Raw genomic sequence first — 19,563 nt, forward strand, 5'->3', positions numbered from 1 at the left:
TACGTTCCTGTCGGCCGATAAAAGCCGCTAAGCTCCTTTGAAGTTCAGGTAATCCCTCAACGCATCTTCGGTGCTCCGGAATGCGAGATCGTCCCAAGGTACGGCGTCGTATGCGAACAACCGGGCTTCGCTCACTTCGTCTCCCGCCTCGATTTCTCCGTGGTCCCATCGGGCCGTGTACACCACCACGACCACCTCGGAATCCGGATAGGAGTACACGCCAAGCAAGCGGTCGATGGAAACGTCGATATTGGCTTCCTCGCGCGTTTCACGAACGGCTGCGGCTTCCACCGGCTCCATCAGATCCACGAAGCCTCCGGGAACGACCCACTTACCGATCTCGGGAGGTATCGCCCTTCTGACGAGCAGAATCGATCCATCCCGATCGATCACCGTGCAAGCCGCCACTTTCGGATCGAGGTAGAAAACAAACCCGCAACGCCGACATTTCAATCTCGGCGGTTCGGTTTTGCGAATCACCGTCCAACCCAACTCGCCACCACAGGAAGGACAGAACCGAAACGCTTTTTTCCGATCCGGGCCGTGGTCATTCATGAAAGGCAACGGGATTATATTCAACAAACAGGCGATAGAAAGCCGCCAGCACGAGTGCATGAGTAATGTCGCCGTTTTTTATCAGTGAGGGCACTTCAGAAAGAGGGTGCAGGCAGGTTTGAATGTCTTCCGCATCGTCCAGTTGTTGAGCTCCAAAGTAGTCCACATCGTGGGCAATATACGTGTAGCACCGGTTGTCCAGAATGGCCGGGTTCGGATGTACCCAGCCCAGATCCGTCCACCGGGACGCCGAACATCCGGTCTCTTCCAGGAGTTCCTTCTTGGCCGCCTCGAGGGGGGTCCTGCCGGGATCCACCAGGCCTCCGGGAATTTCCAAGGTGACTTTGCGAATACCATGACGGTATTGATGGATGAGAACGACCTCCTTGTCTTTCGTCAACGGTATTACATTCACCCAGGGACACGACTCCAGAACGAAAAATTTATGTTCACGGCCGGTACGGGGAGACTGGGAATGGTCCGTGCGCACACGGAACACCCGATAAGAGTTGTCCAAATCGCTTTTGAGTACTTTCCAGGGTTTGATGCCCGCCATCTAAAACTCCAAATTTCCCGGTGTACGGGGGAAGGGAATCACGTCGCGGATATTGGACATACCCGTGACGAACTGCACCAACCGATCGAAACCCAAACCGAATCCGGAGTGGGGCGCGGTGCCGTATTTACGAAGGTCGAGGTACCACCAATAGTCATCCAGGTTCATTCCCGCCTCTTTCATACGCGCCGCCAGCACCTCGTACCGTTCCTCGCGCTGGCTGCCTCCCACGATTTCCCCCACCCGGGGGACCAGCACGTCCATGGCGGCCACGGTATTTCCATCGTCGTTAACCCGCATATAGAAAGGACGAATCGCTTTGGGATAACCCGTCAACACGACCGGCCGTTTGAATACGTCCTCGGTGAGGAATCGTTCGTGCTCGGACTGAAGATCATCCCCCCATTGAATGGGAACGTCAAACGTCTTCTTGGAGCGGGAAACAAGATTCACCGCCTCCGTGTAAGATATGCGCTCGAAACGCTGCGTCAGAAGGTCCTCCAATACGCGTGAAATCGTCGTATCGACGAAACGATGGAACAGATCCATGTCCTCCGGGCAGCGTTCCAGAACGTTCCCAATAACGAATTTCAAGAACGCTTCCACAAGGTCGATGTCTTCGTCCAAATCGCAGAACGCCATTTCGGGTTCGACCATCCAGAATTCAGCCAGGTGTCTGGACGTGTTCGAGTCCTCGGCGCGGAACGTAGGACCGAAGGTGTAGACTCTTCCCAAGGCCATGGCATACGCTTCCGCCTCGAGTTGTCCACTGACGGTAAGGTGAGCGGGCTTCCTGAAAAAATCCTCGGAAAACGTGACGCTTCCCCCACGGCACATGCTATCGAGATCCAGGGCGGTGACGTGGAACATCTCGCCCGCCCCCTCACAGTCGCTTCCCGTAATGATGGGAGCATGGAGGTAAACAAACCCGTTATCCTGGAAGAAACGGTGCACCGCATCGGCCATTGTGTTGCGTATGCGCGAAATGGCCCCGAACGTATTGGTGCGCGGCCTGAGATGAGCCAGGGTTCTCAAGAACTCGAAGGAATGACGTTTCTTTTGAAGGGGGTATTCATCGGGGTCGGCCCAACCCAGCACCCGTACGCCGGAGGCTTGGATTTCCACCGCCTGTCCTTTGCCGGGCGATTCGATCAACGCACCCGTGACTTCGACGCTGCAACCCGGAGAAAGCTTCAACAGCTCGGACGTGTAATTTTCCAGATTGCCGTCCACCAGCACCTGGATATTCTTCAGGCACGAGCCGTCGTTGACTTCCAGGAATGAAAATCCGCCTTTCGAATCGCGACGGGTGCGAATCCAGCCGTGCGTGCGCACGGTCGTGCCCACGGGCTTCTTTTGGAAAAGCTCCGATATGCGCATCGGACGAGCACTCATTACGTTATGAAACAAATTCCCGGACCGCCCGGTCCCAATCGTCTTCATCCACATGAAAGACAAAGATGGACGTCGCTTCGTTCTCCATCACGGAGCCGTATACATAGTCAATATTGATGGTCTCTTTGGACAGACGACGAGCCATCTTTCCCAGGACGCCGGGCTCGTTCTTGAGCGTCAGAACGAGAACGTCCGCCGTATCTACCGGGTAGTCACGTTCGTTCAAGGCATCCAGAGCTACATCCGGATGATCCACCACCAGACGGATCACAGAGTAAGTTGAAGTCTCTTGCAGGATGCCGCGATAGTGGTCGGCTACGGTAATGCGCCTTCCTGTCTTCTCCCGGGCACGGAACAGTTCCATCAGGTAGTTCTTGGCGTTCTGTATGCTGATCGCCAATATATTTACATGATGGTTCTCCAACACATCGCAGAGTTTCGCCAACTCGCCCGGCTCATTTTTCAAAATTACGCAAATCTGTTTGCCAACGCCCATGGGACAACCTCCAATTCAGTCCGTTTCCGCTTGTTATACACTTCGTGCCCGGCGCACTCAAACTTTTTTTGGAGACGCCACAGCTACGCTTCCGTGTAAGCCTTTTATCTTGACAAGCGGTCCCGTTCTGATATCGTAACGTCTATTGTATACAATATTTTACTTTCTTGTCTAATATATTGGTATAACACATGAATATCATTGTATTAGTTAAGCAGGTCCCCGACACTTCGAAAATTCAAATCGACCCTCGCACCGGCACCCTGAAACGTGAAGGCGCGCCCGGCATCATCAACCCGGAAGACACCCACGCCCTGGAGACCGCCCTCCAGCTCAAGGAGATCAGGGGAGGCTCCATCACAGTGGTGTCCATGGGGCCCCCCCAGGCAATAGACGCGATTTCGGAAGCCTTGGGTATGGGCGCCGACAGAGGCATTCTGCTCACCGATCCCTTCTTCGCTGGAGCCGATACCTGGGCCACGTCCACGGTTTTGGGCAAGACCGTCCAGCGGCTGCAGCCGTTCGACCTCATTCTCTGCGGCCGTCAGGCCATCGACGGCGACACGGCGCAAATCGGACCTCAAGTGGCGGAGTTTCTCAACCTCCCCCAGGTCACCTATGTCCGACATATGGAAACGAAAGACGCCTCGATCATTTGCGAACGGACGGTGGATGGCGGCATCGAAACAGCGATCAGCCCACTGCCCTGTCTGGCGACCGTTTTGGCCTCCAAGAACCGCCCTCGGTATCCTGTTATCAGGAATCTGTTATCCGCCTGCCGGGAAAAGGCTCCCATCGAAGTGTGGAACGCCGCCGATATAGGGCTTAAGGTGGACGACATCGGACTTCTGGGCTCTCTGACCAAAGTCGTTCGAGTGTTCTCGCCCAAACAGGAGCGGATGGGAGAAATCTGGCAGGACTCCGCGGACGTGATGGCAACCAGACTGGTGGATCGGCTTTCCGCCGCGCATTTGCTATAAAGGTATCCAGCCGTGGCCGTATGGATCGACCCCGATAAGTGCAATGCCTGCATGGTCTGCGTACGTGTCTGTCCCTACGGGGCCGTGGAGATCGTGGCCGACTGCGCCCGGCAGACGGAACGGTGCACCATGTGCGGCGTTTGCATCGAGTCGTGCAAACAACAAGCCATTCTCTCCGACGCGGAAAAACGTTCGATCCCGGACCTGAGCGGTCACCGGGGTGTGTGGGTATTTGCCGAGCAGCAAAACGGGCGTTTGAACCGCGTTGGGCTCGAATTGCTGGGTCGGGCGCGCACGTTGGCGGACGACCTGGGTCAGGAGGTTTCAGCCGTACTGGCCGGTGACCGCATACGGCATTTGGCTTCCGACCTCATTACGGGCGGAGCGGACGTTGTTTTCGTCATTGAAGACCCTCGATTGGACCGTTATCAGACATCCTCGTACGCCAAGGTTTTTTCCGACCTGATCCGAGAACACGCTCCGGCCGTTATCCTTTTGGGAGCCACCCACGCCGGCAGAGATTTGGCGCCCCGACTGTCCCGAAGACTCCGGCTAGGTTTGACCGCGGATTGCACCGGTCTCGAAATAGACCATGAGGATCCCAACCGGAATCTGCTCCAGACCCGCCCGGCCTTTGGGGGTGACATCATGGCCACCATTGTTACGGCCGGTGTCCGGCCTCAAATGGCCACGGTGAGGCCGGGTGTGATGGAACCGAGGCCGGCCGACCTCACGCGAAAAGGTCAAGTGCGCGTCGTCCGGCCCGAACTCGATTCAAATGACTTCAGAATAACCCTCTTGGACGTGGTGCGGGAAACCGGGCGGACCGCGGACCTGTCCTCCGCCAAGATCGTGGTGGCCGGGGGACGGGGGGTAGGAGGCGAAGATGGATTCAGATTGCTCGAGAACCTCGCCCAAGTACTAAACGCGGAACTCGGCGGCAGCCGTGTGGCCGTGGAAGAGGGATGGATCTCTCCGGATCGACAGATCGGCCAAACCGGACAGACCATACGCCCGGAACTGTACATAGCCTGCGGCATCAGCGGCGCCGTCCAGCATCGGGCCGGTATCCTCAATTCGAGATACATCGTGGCCATCAACAAGGACCCGGGGGCTCCCATATTTGCCGTCGCCGACTACGGCCTGGTGGGGGACCTCGGGGAAATCGTGCCTTCGTTGACCGAAAGGATCGGGCGGCTGACGTGAACGCCCAACTACCGGAACGGAGTAGCTGCATGCTTCGGTCATCTCCCAAAGAACTCCTGCGGACCGTTATGGCCCGATATGTCAATAAGGAACTGATTCCCAAGGCTCAGGAAATCGACGAACACGGTGAATTCCCATGGGAAATCTTCCGTGAAATCGGGAGGATGGGATTGTTTGGGATGCGCTACCCGGCCAAAGACGGTGGAGCCGGGGGCGACTCGACCCTGTTCTGCATCGCTTGCGAGGAACTGGCGCGGGGTTCCATGAGCGTTGCCGCCATTGTGGCCATGCAATCCCTTATGGGCACGAATTTCTTGTATCGTTATGGCGGTCCCGAGTTGCGGGAAATGTTTTTCCTGCCCGCCATGAAGGGCGAAAAGGTCGCCGCATTCGCCCTGACCGAGCCTGATGCCGCTTCGGACCTGGGAGCGGTGCGAACCGCGGCCGCGCGGAAAGACGGCGCTTTCGAGATAACGGGGCTCAAGACCTGGATTACCAACGGCCCCGTAGCCGACTTTTTCACCGTATTGTGCCAGACCGATAAGACAAAGGGCATTAAGGGGCTGAACTTCTTCTTCGTTCCACGCGAAACTCCGGGTGTATCCACGAGCCGGCGCTTCGATCTTTTGGGTACGCGTTCCACCCCCATTTCCGAAGTGGCCTTCTCGAATTGCCTGATCCCGCTCCACTACCGGTTGGGCGGAGAAGGTCACGGAGTGAAGAACCTCATGGGAATTCTGGCGGAAATCAGGACCATGACCGCCGCATTGGGGTTGGGCCTGGCCCGGGCCGCGCTGGACGATTCTCTCCAGTACGCCAAAGAGCGCACCCAATTCGGAAAGCCCATCGGCAACTATCAACTTATCCAGGCGAAAGTCGCCGATATGGCGACCGAGATTGAAGCCAGCCGCTTGATGATCTACAATACCACGCGTATGATCGATGAGGGCCGGCCTTGTATGAAAGAGGCGTCCATGGCAAAATACTTTGCCACGGAGACGGCGTGCCGGGCCGCAGACCAGGCGACACGCATCTTCGCATCGTACAGCTATGCCATGGACTACAGACCTCAGCGCTACTATCGCGATTGCCGTTTTCTGCTGTACGGAGGCGGAACGAGTGAAATTCTTCAGACCATTATCGCACGGGAGGTCGGACTCCAATAACGGTCCGATCCATATCCACTAAAATGGTCTCGCATCCCGGCTGGTTGAAAATGGCAATATCCTCGCGGAAAAGGGCAGAGGTGAAGGGGCTACACGGAATGACTCCGCCAAAGTGCAACTTTTCAACGTGCTTTTGACAGGATAGAGGCTCTCGAAGTCCTCGGAAAGGCAGGCAGGAATGTTTGATCTTTATCTGGTAATAGGTCTGGCGGTGGCCGTAATCCTTGCGACGGAGATTTTCGGGGCCATTCAACACCGAAAGGAAAAAAAGGATTCCTAGCCCGGAAGCGTCATGAAGAGTGTTTCGTCTGGGGGTGAGGCGGCAAGAGCGCTTCGGCGGGCTCACGTCAAGGCGAAGCCGATGATTCAGTCGGGGGACGTATCAGGTGAGATCTAGGAGTGAATTCTCTCGTCAGAGAGATTCATCGTTCCGCCTATTGCAGGGTGTCTTTTCAAACGCGCTCCCGCCTCTCGTCTATCACGCTGACATCATCAGCATTCATATGAAGCGGTAAAAGCATTCAAGAATCATTCGGGCGGGCGAGCCGAAGCACACAGCTCCCGTTTGACGATTGCACAATGGACAAGGAAGGCCATCCTTCCACCTTCGTTCGGCAAGACGTCAAAGTCCTTTTCGATGACAGATTCCGGCAGCTTCCGTGACGGCCCCGGTCCCGCCCCGATGATCTACCCGTATCAGATTTCGATGATCTTCCAGCTGTATCGAGCGCCGTTCAGGACCCGATTGTGCGGACCTTGCCAGGAAAACCGATCCGCATTCAATATTCCGGTCTTGAAAGTCACCCAACGATATCGATTTGCATTGAGAATTCCACAGGAGCTGCATGGCATGGGCGGGGTTCCCATCAATCTGAGGGACCGGCCGCCAAATGCATATCTTTCGGCGTTCAGGATTCTCTGTTCCATCTGAACAAAAATCGGTGGCTCAGGAATGTGAAGTGGGGTGGGTGCGGACATTTTTTCCACTTCCGGAGGTCGAGCTTCTTCAGGAACTGGTGATTCATCCGGTTCCGAAGGTCGAGGTTCGGACGAGACGGGTGGCTGAAAACCGAGAGTAGTCTTTATTTTGGTCCAGAATCGCTCCATGATGCGCCCTTTCTATATATATGGTTTTGGACATATATGGTTAAGACTTCCTCCCTTGGGGAAAAAGATCGATACGACGCATTTCAGCATGTGAGATAATTGGGACGATCATTCACAGCGCCGCTCGGCATGAGAACTCCCGAGGGCGTCTTTCCGGAACCAATTCTTTTAGGAGATCTCATTACAACAGACACTTCGTCATTATATCAGACTGAAATTGTTCTATTACAATACTAAATCATAAAAATCCACTCTAATCTTCTTTATTGCCGATTCTTGTGCGAGTTCTTGGGCGGGTTTTGGATCTTGAGAAAAAGCCGCAAAGCGCATAAACTGAGCGGCATCCTGATGGCAGGAGGGTATGCAGGCGCTTTCCGTGTGCACTTCACGTAACCGTCGGACGGTCGGCATGAACGAATAACCGTCCAAAAAGGCGGAATCGGGCTTCGACAGGCGGCCGCCTGAAGAGGAAACCGATCTCCGGATGCACGGCGAACAACTCCTTCACCTTCCGTTTCTCGGACTCCTTCCGATCGCGTGACCGCCGTCGATTCTCGGCTGTCCCATACTTCGACGTAGCCGAACGACCGTCGAGTGGATGACCCTTCGTAGGGGGAAATAGTCTCTTGCGTCTCCGGGTGTTTTAGCGTAAATTTTTATCACCCGAAGTTCCACCCGGTTATTCCAGAGCCCCTCCGGGCTGGACCCTGTTATCGAACGCCGAGATCTCGACCGGCCTCTTTAAGTGGATGCTCTATGGACCTGCCCGTGATTGTTCCCCCGGTGGCTCCGCGCTGGGTATGGATGGAAGAGGTCACCTACTCCCATATCCCCATTGCCACTCTTATCACCGCCTTCCTGTTTTTGGCCCCCATCTATGAGTACATCGGGTATCGCTTGAAAGACGGGCGGTATGACCGCCTGGCCAAGAGCCTGGTGTACTTTTCCATGATTCTCTATTCTCCGGGAGCCGCTCTGGGCACCGGCATACCCATGTTCATCATCGGCCTGTGGACCGAATTCTGGTCCCGGTGGTCGATGCTGTTCTTCTGGCCCCTCATGTTTCAATTTGTGTTTTTTCTCACCGACGTCGGCTTCTTGTTTTTCGGCTACTATTTACCGTGGGACCGGATGCAGGATCGCAAACGTCTCCACATATTTTTCGGTGCGATGACGGCCCTGTTCGGACTCTTGATCCAAGCCGTCTGGGACTCGCTGGGCGCGTACATGACCACACCCAGCACTCCGTTTCCCCCGATAAGCGAACCGGTCGCCTGGTCGGCGCAAGCCTTTTTCAATCCAAGCTATCCTTTTCTCTTTTTCCATCGTTTTTTTGGAAACATCAGTTACACGATGCTTCTCACGGGCGGCGTATTTGCGCTGAAATGCCGGCGTCAAAAGGACCCGGAAGAAAAAGCGTATTTCGTGTTTGCCCGGGATTTCACTTTTACCATAGGTTTCCTGTCGTTTTTTATCATGCCGTTCATCGGCTGGGGTTTCGCCAGGATGTTGCAGATCAAAGCTCCTGTCGTGTTCTATTCCATCATGGGCGGCCATGCTTCACCTTATTTTGTCACTAAGATGGGCCTTATGGTGTCCATGCTGCTGCTCGCGGCCGTTTACATGTTCAAACGGTATAAGAGCAAGATCGTGCTCGGGAGCATGACATTCGGCATCATAAGCCTGTATTTGGTGTTTCACTGGCATCCTCCACTGCACTGGATCCCCGGAGGGCCGATCGTATGGCGTACGTTTTACACAGTGGCCTTCTTGGGCGTTCTGGCTTTTCTGTGGAACGGCGCTCGATTCAAATCCCTTGAATGGAAGGGCTGGCAATGGGTGCTGTTCACCGCCGGCCTGGCCGCTTTTTTTACTTTTGCCCTGGGCGGATTCGTGCGGGAACGGGCAAGGCAGCCGTATAATGTCTATGACCAATTCGTCAAAGTGGAGGTGCTTCCAGAGGAAGCAGATCGATGGCTGACTTACGAGAAGTGCCTGGGCTGTCATCACAAGAGTCCGGAAGAGTTCGAGCGATACGCCAAAAAGGACTGGGAGGTGCGCGTTGGAATCGAACGAAAACGACCGGGCGTCGACATCACGAATGAAGAGGCGGCGCGAATCGTCTCCTTTCTCAAGGGGAATTACCGATGACCCATATTGAGTTTCCTATATTGGGCGCCAAATGGGCCATCGGCTCCATCGCGTTGTTTCATACCGCCGTGGCTTCCCTCGCCATCGGATTTGCCTTTTTCGTCACCCTAGCTCAGATATTGGCGTATATTCACAAGGATCGGCGATACGACTATCTTGCAAAGCGCGTACAATTGGTCCACGTATGCATCTACAACATCGGGACCATCAACGCCATAGGATTGGTGTTCGCCCTTTCAGGCCTCTATCCCCAATTTTGGAGCCAGATATTCGTCCAGTTTTACTGGCCCCTGATCATAGAGGAGTTCCTGTTTTTTTTGCTGGCCACGACCCTGACCTTTCACTACTTTTTCTGGGAACATCTGTGGGGTCACAAGAAACTTCATATTTTCCTCGGCGCCCTTCTAACACCTTTCTTTTTCCTCCAGTTCTACATCATCAACGGCCTCGGAGGGTTCATGTTGACTCCGGGAGCCGGCGAGGCGGAGTTGTCTCTCAGCACCGGAGTCCTCGGATGGGACAGACTCGGTTTCTACAACCCTTCCTTTCTGATGCTGACTCTCCACAGGACCTTGGCGAATTTTGCCTACGGGGGATTCGCCGTGGCGGGCATATGCGGGACGTTTTTGTACTTTGTCGCCCGTCCGAAGCTCAAGGACTATTACGAGGAAGGGGGGAGGCTGGCCTTCTATGTGGGCTTCGCGGCATTTCTATCATTGCCCATCATAGGCTACTTCTATGCTCACGTGCTTAAAAGCGAGGCTCCGGATGCCTACGTAAGTCTCATGTGGGGCCGCGGAGACATCGTGAGCGGAGGAGTGGACTGGTGGTGGCTCAAACACATCTGCGTTGCAGGCATGTTAGGAATGAGCCTGATCTATTTCCGGAAAACCTCCGACGACAAAAGGCCGTTCTCCATACCCACCGTGATGGTCTATAGTGTCGGCCTGTTCTATCTCATGTTTTACGTGGCCATGGGCATGGTCATGACCTGGGCCTTTTTCTGGTACATGCTGGCGTCCTGCGTTGTCGGCGGGGCCCTCGGATGGCATCTGCTGAACTATCATAAAGGTTCCGCGCGCGCCGTGTTTCTCCTGATAGGAATACTGTCTTTCACAACGGTCATGCTCGGAGGATACTCCCGGGAAGCCGCCCGGCCGCGATTTGTGGACCGGATTTCCCATTATGACAACGTTTTTGTGCCCGAAGAACGTCAACCGTATTTGATGGTCGATGTGGACGTTGCAGGCATTCCAAAAGCGCCTGCTCCCCACCAACCAACCGGGCCGATCGCGCTGATACGCCTGCATTGTATCAAGTGCCATACCCTTGACCGCGTCAAGTCTTACCGGCTCGACAACTGGGATTTAATCGTGCGTCAGATGATAGCGTACGGCCTCGAACTGACGCATGATGACCGGGAGCAGATCACAGCCTATCTCAAGGCGGGAGAACCCTATTGAGGACCGAATCCATATGAGTGAAGCCGAGGAAAAGACAGAAGGCCCCGGGCCTCGGTCGGACGCCAAACCGGACGAAGTTCGAGCGTCCTCGTCCCCTCCGAAAACGGGTGCGACAGCAGAGATGCCGGCGGAGAACGCCGGAAAAGGATCCGAAGCAGAAACGGCTGAGGAGCCCGCTCCCCAACCTCCGGCGTCGGAACTGGAACTTCTTCTGGAAGAATATCCCTTGCGCGAACCCGGAAAAGATCCGCGTTGGGCCCTGCGCACCGTCTGGATATGGATCGGATTCGCGTTGCTCTCCCTTGCTTTCATCCTTACCCTGCTCATCTTGGGGGCGATTCACGACTAATGTAACGTTCACATCAATAGGTTTAAATCACCCTGGAACCGGTTAACAGCCCGATGCGCGCGCCTTTCAAAAAGCTCTTGTTGTTGCTGGCAAAAATCGCTTTCTTGATTTTTGTAGCCTCCATGATCGTGGTTCAGATTCCGGAGCTGGAATACGATCTCGGCGATCGAACGCCCGTGAGCATCGGGGGACCCGAGGAACTCTCGAGCAATCGCTTTCCCCGCGCCGTGTTCGCGGCGGTCAAAGGAACGGCCGATTTCCGGCATCGCTTCACGTACAGCAGATACGGCCTCACGTTTACCTATTTCAATCTCGATAATTACGGAGCGCGCCTCGTTGTTCGAACCTATGAGCCCGTCAACGAGCAATGGGAAAAAATCGAACTCTTTCTGGGAAAGCTGAGGCCGTTCAAAAGCCAGGCGTTTCACTACAAAATTCGGGACATATATAAGGAAAGCTTCGGTGTGGATATTCCGGAAGATGCCTTTTTTCTCGGTTTGGACGACGTTCCCAAGTTGAGCGGATGGCAGGTGGGCGCCGTCGTCTTCGCCGGCATCCTTTGGGTTGTTCTTTTTTATATGTTCTTCCTGTTCAGGAGAAAGAAAACCAAACCCCAACAGACTTCGGTATCGGCGCCCCGTTAGGCGCGATCCGGTCTCCCTTCAAAACACATTTTCGAAGAGCGCTCCTCTCCCCATGATCCCTCAACCTCCCTCGCAATCGCGGGGAAGGAACCGTTTCCCTCTCCGCCCAGGTCTCAACGCATCAGAGGAGTATCAAAAACATCCAGCCGGCTAACCCCCACAATACAAGGGTTCCGACGACCAAACAGATTCCGAGCATGGGCACATAGGGCCGATAGTTCCGGTACATTCGGATGAAGCTGATTTTTACTAGAAAGACGCCAAAAAGGGTCATGGCCAATGTAGCGTGGATAACGGCTCGGGAATCGAGGGTCCGGCCCGCGTCGGCCAATCGATCCATCAAATCGACACAGACCCAGGCTATCCACACAAAATATACGGCGAACAGATACCCGAAAATCCGGTGGAGCCGTAATAGGAGGGGGCTGTATTTGCCCGGTTGTCCCTTTCGACCGAAGATGCGCATGGCCGCCCAGAATTCAAAAGCCGCCAAAACAACCAGTCCAATGCTCACGTACGTTTTGGTCACCGGATCCATCTGGACTCCTTGGTATTGACGTGTGTCCGCGAACCGCCTGAAAACCGCTCAACCGACATCGGATTCCGTAACTGAATACGGCTTGGGTTCCGTCAACCGGACGGCGGACGAAGCCCTCTCTACCGGCGTCCGAATCGGGTGCGCCAGTCCACTGCGCGGCCGATCAGGGTCCCGGAAAAAATCAGAAAAAAGAGTGCTCCGGCAAGTGCCCCCTCATGCTGGGGCACGCCTGTGACTGCCCGCTCCAACGCATCCGCCAGTCGTCCGACGGGACTGAATATCGCGGTTACCTCCACAAGCGGTTCGATCCTGGACGGAACCGGCACAAGGCCGGAAAGCAGTCCGACCCCCATCACAATCAGCCCCCCGCAGAGATGAACTTCCGGATTGTTTTTCATCACCCATCCCAGCGTGAATCCGGCCACGTTGAGCAAAAGCACGGTGATGCAGTACAGCCCGGCAAGACGCAGCCCCAACCCCGGCGAAATCGGATGGCCGCTCACGGCAACGAGCAGAAACATCAGCGGCCCGGTCTGAGCGAAATCCACCAGCGACCACGCAAAAAGCTGATCGCTCGCCATCCGCCACCCCGGAATGGGAAGCACGCGAAGCCGCGTCAGCCGTCCTTCCGATCGGGCTCGTACAAGGCTCACCGCCGTGCCGAAAAAACTGGTGAACAGGGTAAGCATGACCAGGCCGACCACCCTGATCCTGACAGGCATGGCAATAAAAACAAAGGGAGCTCCCAGCAGGAACGCCACGCCCAACCGGAAAACCAGGGTCCTTACACTGCTGAACGCGGAACACAGCTCGAGGCGAAATACATTGATCGGCTTCATGCTTCTATGGTTTTACCCGTCTTGAGCAGGAATGCGTCCCGCAACGTGCCGCCGATCGTCTCCATCCGGATGATGGAGCCGCCGTGAGATACGATCCACTCCACCAACTCCGGAATGAGAAAAGTCTCCTTGTCCAGAAAGACGGTCACCACCCTACCCTCCCGGACAAAGGAGCGAACCCACGAAAACGGCGGAGGTGCGATCGGGGTGTATCCTTCCAGAAGAATGCGCAGCTCCGACAACGATCCGGTTTCCCCGACAAGGTCGTCCACCGACCCTTTTGCGACAATGGAACCTCTGTCCAAAAAGAAAACTTTGGCCGACACGCCGCTCACCCATTCCGGGTCGTTTCCGGCGATCCAGGTGGTCCGGCCGCGCAAACTTCTGTCCTGCACCATCTTCGTCAGTCGCGTCAGGAAATGGGCGTCCACACCCGCCGTGGGTTCGTCCATGATCAGCAAATCCGGCTCGTGACTCAGGGCCTGAACGATGCTGAGCTTCCTTCGCATGCCGTAAGAATAGCCGGCTACGGGTTGATCCGCCCATTCCTGCAAATCCGCGGCCTGCAGATAATTGATCAGTCGTTCTTTCACCAGGGCGTGGGAGAGACCATAGGATCGGGCCACAAAATAGGCATTGTCGTATCCGGAGAGGTTGTCCCAGTGGACGCTTGTATCCAGCACCACGCCCGTTCGTTTGAGGTGGTTTCGGGACCCTTCGGATACAACGTTCCCGAACACGGCGATCCGGCCCGATTGAGGCCGAGCCAACCCCAACAGGAGGCGCGTAAGCGTGCTTTTGCCGGATCCGTTTCGGCCCAGCAGGGCGCAGCATACACCTTCTTCCACGGACAACGAGACGTTACAGACGCCTCTTCCGGGAGCGTATTGACGGACGGCGCAGCTGATATCGATGCACGCCACAAGCACTACTCGAAACGGAAAAGGGTTTGTTCCGTGACCAGAACCAGACCTTCGGGTACGGTCCGGACCACCTCGAAGACCACGAAGCGGTCACCGACTTGACAAGTCTTGCCCAGAAGCCGGCTGCGAACGATATGACGATGGAACGGAGGCGCCATCCGGTTGAATTTGCGTAAGGTCAACTCCCGGGCGCTTGAAATCTCAGCCATCTTCTGCATCCGGGCGAGCACCCATGCCCAGCCGTCGTGCTATCTCGAGGAAGGTTTTTAGGGTCACGCGGCCTTCGCCCCGTTGTTTCAGCTCGTTCTCCACCACGGTCTTGGCCATCGACCTGGCAGGGGAAGGAATGCGCATCAATCGCTCTTCTGCTTCGGAATCCCACTCGAACGCCGACGCCTCCTTGTCGGATCTAGCCTCGGCGGCCTGTTCGGACATACAAACGAGCACATTGTTGTGAGTCAGTCGAACCAGGGCTTCCGCATTCGAACCGATCCACGAATCCTTTTCGCGATGGTGTCCAAAGCGACCGACCACCGTCAAACAGGCGTTCTTCATTTCCGACTGGTCCACCAGAGCACGGTAAGCCTTGCCGCGCACCAGTCCGGATGTGGCCGCGGCGCCCAAACTTCCGGAGAGCTGAACCGCTTTCTCGAGGAAGCGTGAATACAAGGTTCCAAGACCGTCGTTGATAATCTGATCGTGCACTTCTTCCTGCCGTTTCAACCCGATGGCTTCAATCCTCTCGGCCGGCACGGAACAGGCCATGGACTTGAAAAGCTGAGTATGAAAATCAGGATCGTACGCCGCCGTCCCGAAGGCGCCCAGCACCATCAGGCCCGCCCCTTCCTGCCGGGCGATATCAAGGAGTCGGACGTAATTTCGTCCTTCCACATTGATTTCACGCACCTGAACTCCGGCGCGCTTCGCCTCGGTGAGGTAATCCTCCATGTATCCCCGGGAAAGCGCTCGCAAACCATCGGTGATCAATGACCGGTGCGTATGACGGAGTTCGTTCAAGAAAGGGGCGCCCAGGTATCTGCTCGAGAGACCGGGCTCCATATCCCGAAAGCGCCGATTGTGAAGCTCGGCTCCATACACGTGACAAGCAAGCAGCGTGGCGCCGATGTTTCGAGCCAGGTCGAGGGCTATCCGTCCCCCCCTTCGAGCGTATTCGGACCCGTCGAGAGCTACTAGTATTCTTGAGTACATAGTTCGGAAGACAACGTCTATGATCGACTCATCCCCGGCAAAGGACGAATCCATTGCCGGGCGGAGAGACAGAATGAAAACGTCCCGAAACGGGACCGAAGTTACTATACAGAGGCGGTTCCCGCGGGTCAAGAAAATGGTCCGATCGATCACGCGAGGGTTGGCCATGTGAGTCCGGCAGTTCTTTCTTCGAGTCAATCCCGCTCTCGCGCACCGCGCGTTCAAGGCTTCAAGGGAGGCCGTTTCCGGAGGTGACGGATCGACGCTTTTCCCGATTCCCCTTGATTGTCCGAAACTACCGGATTATTCTGAACCCTTGGGATCCGGATCGCGTTCCTCTACCTACCCGTCAACTTCTGAAGCTCCCGCGGTCCGGCGCGGCAAGATGATCCGGATCAAGATGTTCCGAACACACTCTCCCCATCCTAGGAACGGGGTTCGAGGGCTGAGATTCATGGCGCGACAAATTCCTCTAACGTGGTTCATAAGAGCGCTCTTGGCGCTCTTCCTAATTGGTCCGTCCCCCGCCCGGGCGGCCTTGCCTTCCGACCAACTGGTCCGGATGCTCCGGTCCATAGACGGACTGACCGAAGCGGAAATCGGACAGTTCTCGAATGCGCTCCTCAACGCCTTTGCTAAAGAGGTCGCAGAGGGAAAATCGATGTCCGCCGAGTTCGTCGATATTGTAAAGTCCGTGGTGGAAACCGGCCGTTTTAACGAGGTGGAGCCCGAACGGGTGGCTTCGTGCGCGTACAAGGTCTACCAAGCGCGACAAATGGGCAGTCCGGAGACGGAACTCATCGACCTGTCCGAAGTACTCTTCGTGCAGCCGGACGTCGGTTTGCCCGAACTGATGGCCGCATCAAAGGCGTTGAATCTTTTCAGGCTGTCCACCGTTCCCGAAGAAATCTACATGGAAGTGGTCTACCACGCATTGGAACGTTACTGGAGGCCCCAGGAATTGGAGCAGGTTTCCCAGGGCTTGATCTATGCCGTGAGGAACGGACTAACGCCGCGAAGGATCGCTTTGGCCTTGATCATCCGGGTGGACCAGGGTCTCGGTGACGTGCCCCCTCCCAAAATGGTCGAGGAGGAAATCGATTACGTTCGATCCCTTGAACCTCACCTATGGAGGGGCGGCGACCGTGCCGAGGGTTCGACCCTCTCCGCGTGGGAGCTTCAGGAAAAGAGGCGGCAGGAGGCGGCGTACCAAGGAATGGACAGGGCCATAGCCGCGGAAGTTCCGGAGCAGGTGGCTCAGGAACTGGCCTATGTAGCTTTGGAACGTAACTGGTCCATACCGGAGATGCAGTCTGTATTCGAGGGCATGATTCGCGGACAGGGCATCGGGCTGACACCCGAAAAACTGGCCATTGCCATGATCATTCGAGTGGACCAAGGCTTGAAAGACGTCCCGCCGGCAACCATGGTGGACCAGGAAATCGCTTTTGTAAGCGGAATCGAGGCGGACAAACTGGCGACACTGAAAAAAGCGCGCGCAGAAGCTGACGCTCGCGGGGAACAGGAACTCCTGGAGTCCCGTCGGCTCCGGGAAGACGCCGAGCGTAAGGCGGAGGAAGAACGCCGCCTGCAGCTTCAATTAGACCGGCTACGACAGGAGCAGGAGCAGAAGAAAATAGAAGCCGAGCTTCAACAGGTGCAGGAGGGAAAAAGAAGACAGGAGGAGGAACAGGACCGGATCCGAATCCAGCAGGAACTGGAAGCCAAGCGTCAACTGGAACTCGTGGAAGCTCGCAGGCGGCAGGAAGAGGCGGAACGTAAGGGCCTGGAAGAACTCGAAAAACAACAGGAAGCGGAACGACTGAGGCTCGCGGAAGAGCGCAGAATCCGGGAAGAGGAACAGAAGAAACGCGTGGAAGAGCAAAACAGACAGGAAGAGGAACGGAAGAAAAAGGAGGACGAACGGATTCAGGCGGCACGGGTCCTCGAACAGCAGGAAAAACGGATTCGGGAACAGATCGAACAGATCCGGGCGGATAAAGAAAGGGTGGCGATCGAAGCCCAAACGGCTCGGAGCAAGGCCATGATTTCCGTGAAACTCAAGCCTTTTGCCGCCCAACAGGGTAAAGCCGTTGGCGCCGCTTCAGCCCAGCTCATCCGCACTTCCGTAAAAACCTTCATAGATCCGCCTCCCTCCACACCCTACCGGTGGGGGGGCACCAGCCGGAAAGGCGTCGACTGCTCCGGTTTCACCCAGATCGTCTTCAAAGAACAGGAGATACGGATTCCAAGAGTCTCAGGCGAACAAGCCTCCGTTGGGAGACCCATCGCTACAGAGAAGCTCAAATTTGGAGATCTTGTGTTCTTCAACAAGACGGGCAGAGGTAAGATTTCGCATGTAGGAATGTATTATGGTAATGGAACCTTTGCACACTCCTCTTGCAGCCAAGGGGTAACCATCAGTAAGTTCTTCGATAACACGTACTTCTGGAAACGATACGTGCGCGCAACACGAATCACCGACATACAATAGAGAGTCGTCCCTTGTTACGGACAAAAAACAGACATGATTCTTTCCAGGCCTTTTGTGACCGGGAGATGTTGCAGGTTCAGCAAAGCCGGTGCGGCGCTTTTAATGACGGTCTACTTTCCGGACGCGTCATCCATGGTTCCTGCCGGCGCCCGGCAGGGCATTTCCCGCCGTTACTGCGGAAGATAGGGAGGAGCACCAAGTATGGAGCCTGTTGAGCTGGCGCCGGGAGTGTATTGGGTAGGCGCTGTCGATGCCGATGTGCGGGACTTCCACGGATACACCACGGATCGGGGCGCCACCTACAACGCGTATCTCGTACAGGGAGAAAAAACCGCTCTGGTGGACACCGTACGGGAACCGTTTTTCGGGGAAATGCTGGGCCGGATCAAAGCGATCCTGGACCCCGCCAAAATCGATCACGTTGTGGTCAACCACGTGGAAATGGACCACTCGGGCGCACTTCCGCTGCTCCTGAAGCAAGCTCCCCATGCGAGCGTGACGGCTACCGGGGAAGGAGCCAAGGCGTTGCACTTCCACTATCGCTCGGACTGGCCCGTCCGGGAAGTGCAGACCGGGAACACGCTCTCTCTGGGCGGCAAGACCCTCGAGTTCATCGAAGCCGCCATGCTGCACTGGCCCGACAGCATGGCAACCTTTGTCCGGGAAGACGGCATATTGCTGTCGAACGACGCTTTCGGGCAGCACTATGCCAGTACTGAGCGATTCGACGACGAGGTGTCGATCGAGGTCATTATGGACGAGGCGGCCAAGTATTTCGCCAACATCCTGTGGCCCCTGAGCGCATTGATTCCAGGCCTTTTGGGGGAACTCGAGGCCCACGACATCGAGCCCCGAATGATCGCCCCGAGCCACGGCGTTATCTGGCGCTCCCACCCGGACCTTATCGTACGGCGCTACAAAAATTGGTGTAAAGGCTTGGCCGAGGACCGTGTGCTGATCGTTTACGACAGCATGTGGGGCAGCACCGAGTCCATGGCCCACGCGCTGGCGGAAAGCCTTGCCCAAAAAGGGGTGGATACCAGGCTTGTCCATGCGCGAAAAACACACTACAGCGATATCGCGAAAGAAGTTCTGTTCGCCAAAATCCTGGCTGTGGGATCTCCCACCATCAACGGCGGCATCTTCCCGTCGGTGGCCCAGTTCCTGAGCTACCTCAAGGGGCTTCAGCCCGTAAAGAAGAAAGGCGTGGTTTTCGGCTCCTTCGGCTGGAGCGGCGAGGCCATTCCCTCCATGAACGCCGAGCTCGAGGCCGCGGGTATCGAACTCCTGGATCCGGGCTTGGGGGTTACCTATGTGCCGGGTAAGGATGACCTCGAGAGCTGCCGCAAGCTGGGCAACAGAGTCGCCGCGGCTATGCGGTCGTAAACGATGGGCAAGGGACGTTAATCCACTGCAGAGGATGGAACATAGGGGGCGACGGCCCACAGAGAGAACGAATTGAAAAAAAAAAAAAAAAAAGGGCATCTCCGAT

At 56.0% G+C, this 19,563-nt stretch carries 18 protein-coding genes; 9 read left to right on the forward strand and 9 right to left on the reverse strand.

Annotated features, from left to right (window positions below; translation table 11 throughout):
- Positions 1-27 precede the first annotated feature (27 nt).
- From HY788_00740 to HY788_00755, 4 genes are read right to left on the reverse strand one after another with little or no spacing between them, the layout of a single operon-like run.
- Complete coding sequence (locus HY788_00740; protein MBI4772702.1) at positions 28-555, reverse strand: NUDIX hydrolase; 528 nt, start codon at positions 553-555, stop codon at positions 28-30.
- Positions 548-1,111 carry an NUDIX hydrolase gene (locus HY788_00745; protein ID MBI4772703.1) on the reverse strand — a complete coding sequence of 188 codons (564 nt, stop codon included), beginning with the start codon at positions 1,109-1,111 and terminating at the stop codon, positions 548-550. Before HY788_00745 ends, HY788_00740 begins: the two co-directional genes overlap by 8 nt.
- Complete coding sequence (gene asnS, locus HY788_00750; protein MBI4772704.1) at positions 1,112-2,506, reverse strand: asparagine--tRNA ligase; 1,395 nt, start codon at positions 2,504-2,506, stop codon at positions 1,112-1,114.
- A 4-nt stretch (positions 2,507-2,510) separates the two neighbouring features.
- Complete coding sequence (locus HY788_00755) at positions 2,511-3,002, reverse strand: amino acid-binding protein (GenBank protein ID MBI4772705.1); 492 nt, start codon at positions 3,000-3,002, stop codon at positions 2,511-2,513.
- A gap of 191 nt (positions 3,003-3,193) precedes the next feature.
- Here HY788_00755 and HY788_00760 point away from each other — a divergent pair, with 191 nt between their 5' ends.
- From HY788_00760 to HY788_00790, 7 genes are all read left to right on the forward strand, one after another.
- Positions 3,194-3,982: an electron transfer flavoprotein subunit beta/FixA family protein gene (locus HY788_00760; protein MBI4772706.1), complete on the forward strand. Its 789-nt coding sequence runs from the start codon at positions 3,194-3,196 to the stop codon at positions 3,980-3,982.
- A 12-nt stretch (positions 3,983-3,994) separates the two neighbouring features.
- Positions 3,995-5,188, forward strand: coding sequence for an electron transfer flavoprotein subunit alpha (locus HY788_00765; protein MBI4772707.1), 1,194 nt, complete (start codon positions 3,995-3,997; stop codon positions 5,186-5,188).
- 29 nt (positions 5,189-5,217) lie between these two features.
- Positions 5,218-6,354: an acyl-CoA dehydrogenase family protein gene (locus tag HY788_00770; protein MBI4772708.1), complete on the forward strand. Its 1,137-nt coding sequence runs from the start codon at positions 5,218-5,220 to the stop codon at positions 6,352-6,354.
- Between the two features lie 1,863 nt (positions 6,355-8,217).
- On the forward strand, positions 8,218-9,612 hold the full coding sequence (locus HY788_00775; protein MBI4772709.1) for a cytochrome ubiquinol oxidase subunit I: 1,395 nt from the start codon (positions 8,218-8,220) through the stop codon (positions 9,610-9,612).
- The gene (locus tag HY788_00780) at positions 9,609-11,075 is read left to right on the forward strand and encodes a cytochrome ubiquinol oxidase subunit I (protein ID MBI4772710.1); all 1,467 of its coding nucleotides are present in this window, start codon (positions 9,609-9,611) and stop codon (positions 11,073-11,075) included. The genes HY788_00775 and HY788_00780 overlap by 4 nt, the downstream gene beginning before the upstream one ends.
- Before the next feature lie 13 nt (positions 11,076-11,088).
- Entirely contained in the window at positions 11,089-11,424 is a 336-nt protein-coding gene (locus HY788_00785; protein ID MBI4772711.1) for a hypothetical protein, read from the forward strand.
- A 53-nt stretch (positions 11,425-11,477) separates the two neighbouring features.
- Positions 11,478-12,068: a hypothetical protein gene (locus tag HY788_00790; GenBank protein MBI4772712.1), complete on the forward strand. Its 591-nt coding sequence runs from the start codon at positions 11,478-11,480 to the stop codon at positions 12,066-12,068.
- A 121-nt stretch (positions 12,069-12,189) separates the two neighbouring features.
- On the opposite strand, the gene HY788_00795 is transcribed toward HY788_00790, so the two are convergent.
- The 5 genes from HY788_00795 to HY788_00815 form a co-directional block, all read right to left on the reverse strand.
- Positions 12,190-12,606, reverse strand: coding sequence for a hypothetical protein (locus HY788_00795; GenBank protein MBI4772713.1), 417 nt, complete (start codon positions 12,604-12,606; stop codon positions 12,190-12,192).
- A 119-nt stretch (positions 12,607-12,725) separates the two neighbouring features.
- Positions 12,726-13,445 (reverse strand): ABC transporter permease, encoded by a 720-nt coding sequence (locus tag HY788_00800; protein ID MBI4772714.1) that lies wholly within the window; start codon positions 13,443-13,445, stop codon positions 12,726-12,728.
- Positions 13,442-14,368, reverse strand: a complete 927-nt coding sequence (locus HY788_00805; GenBank protein ID MBI4772715.1) for an ABC transporter ATP-binding protein — start codon at positions 14,366-14,368, stop codon at positions 13,442-13,444. The genes HY788_00800 and HY788_00805 overlap by 4 nt, the downstream gene beginning before the upstream one ends.
- Before the next feature lie 5 nt (positions 14,369-14,373).
- A complete protein-coding gene (locus HY788_00810) occupies positions 14,374-14,577 on the reverse strand; it encodes a hypothetical protein (GenBank protein MBI4772716.1) in 204 nt (67 codons plus the stop codon).
- The gene (locus HY788_00815) at positions 14,570-15,775 is read right to left on the reverse strand and encodes a universal stress protein (protein ID MBI4772717.1); all 1,206 of its coding nucleotides are present in this window, start codon (positions 15,773-15,775) and stop codon (positions 14,570-14,572) included. The genes HY788_00810 and HY788_00815 overlap by 8 nt, the downstream gene beginning before the upstream one ends.
- 256 nt (positions 15,776-16,031) lie before the next feature.
- On the opposite strand from HY788_00815, the gene HY788_00820 reads away from it, so the two are divergent.
- The gene (locus HY788_00820; protein MBI4772718.1) at positions 16,032-18,071 is read left to right on the forward strand and encodes a C40 family peptidase; all 2,040 of its coding nucleotides are present in this window, start codon (positions 16,032-16,034) and stop codon (positions 18,069-18,071) included.
- 201 nt (positions 18,072-18,272) lie between these two features.
- Positions 18,273-19,457: an FprA family A-type flavoprotein gene (locus HY788_00825; protein ID MBI4772719.1), complete on the forward strand. Its 1,185-nt coding sequence runs from the start codon at positions 18,273-18,275 to the stop codon at positions 19,455-19,457.
- Positions 19,458-19,563 lie beyond the last annotated feature (106 nt).

Source organism: Deltaproteobacteria bacterium (assembly GCA_016208165.1).
Lineage (GTDB): Bacteria > Desulfobacterota > Desulfarculia > JACQYL01 > JACQYL01 > JACQYL01.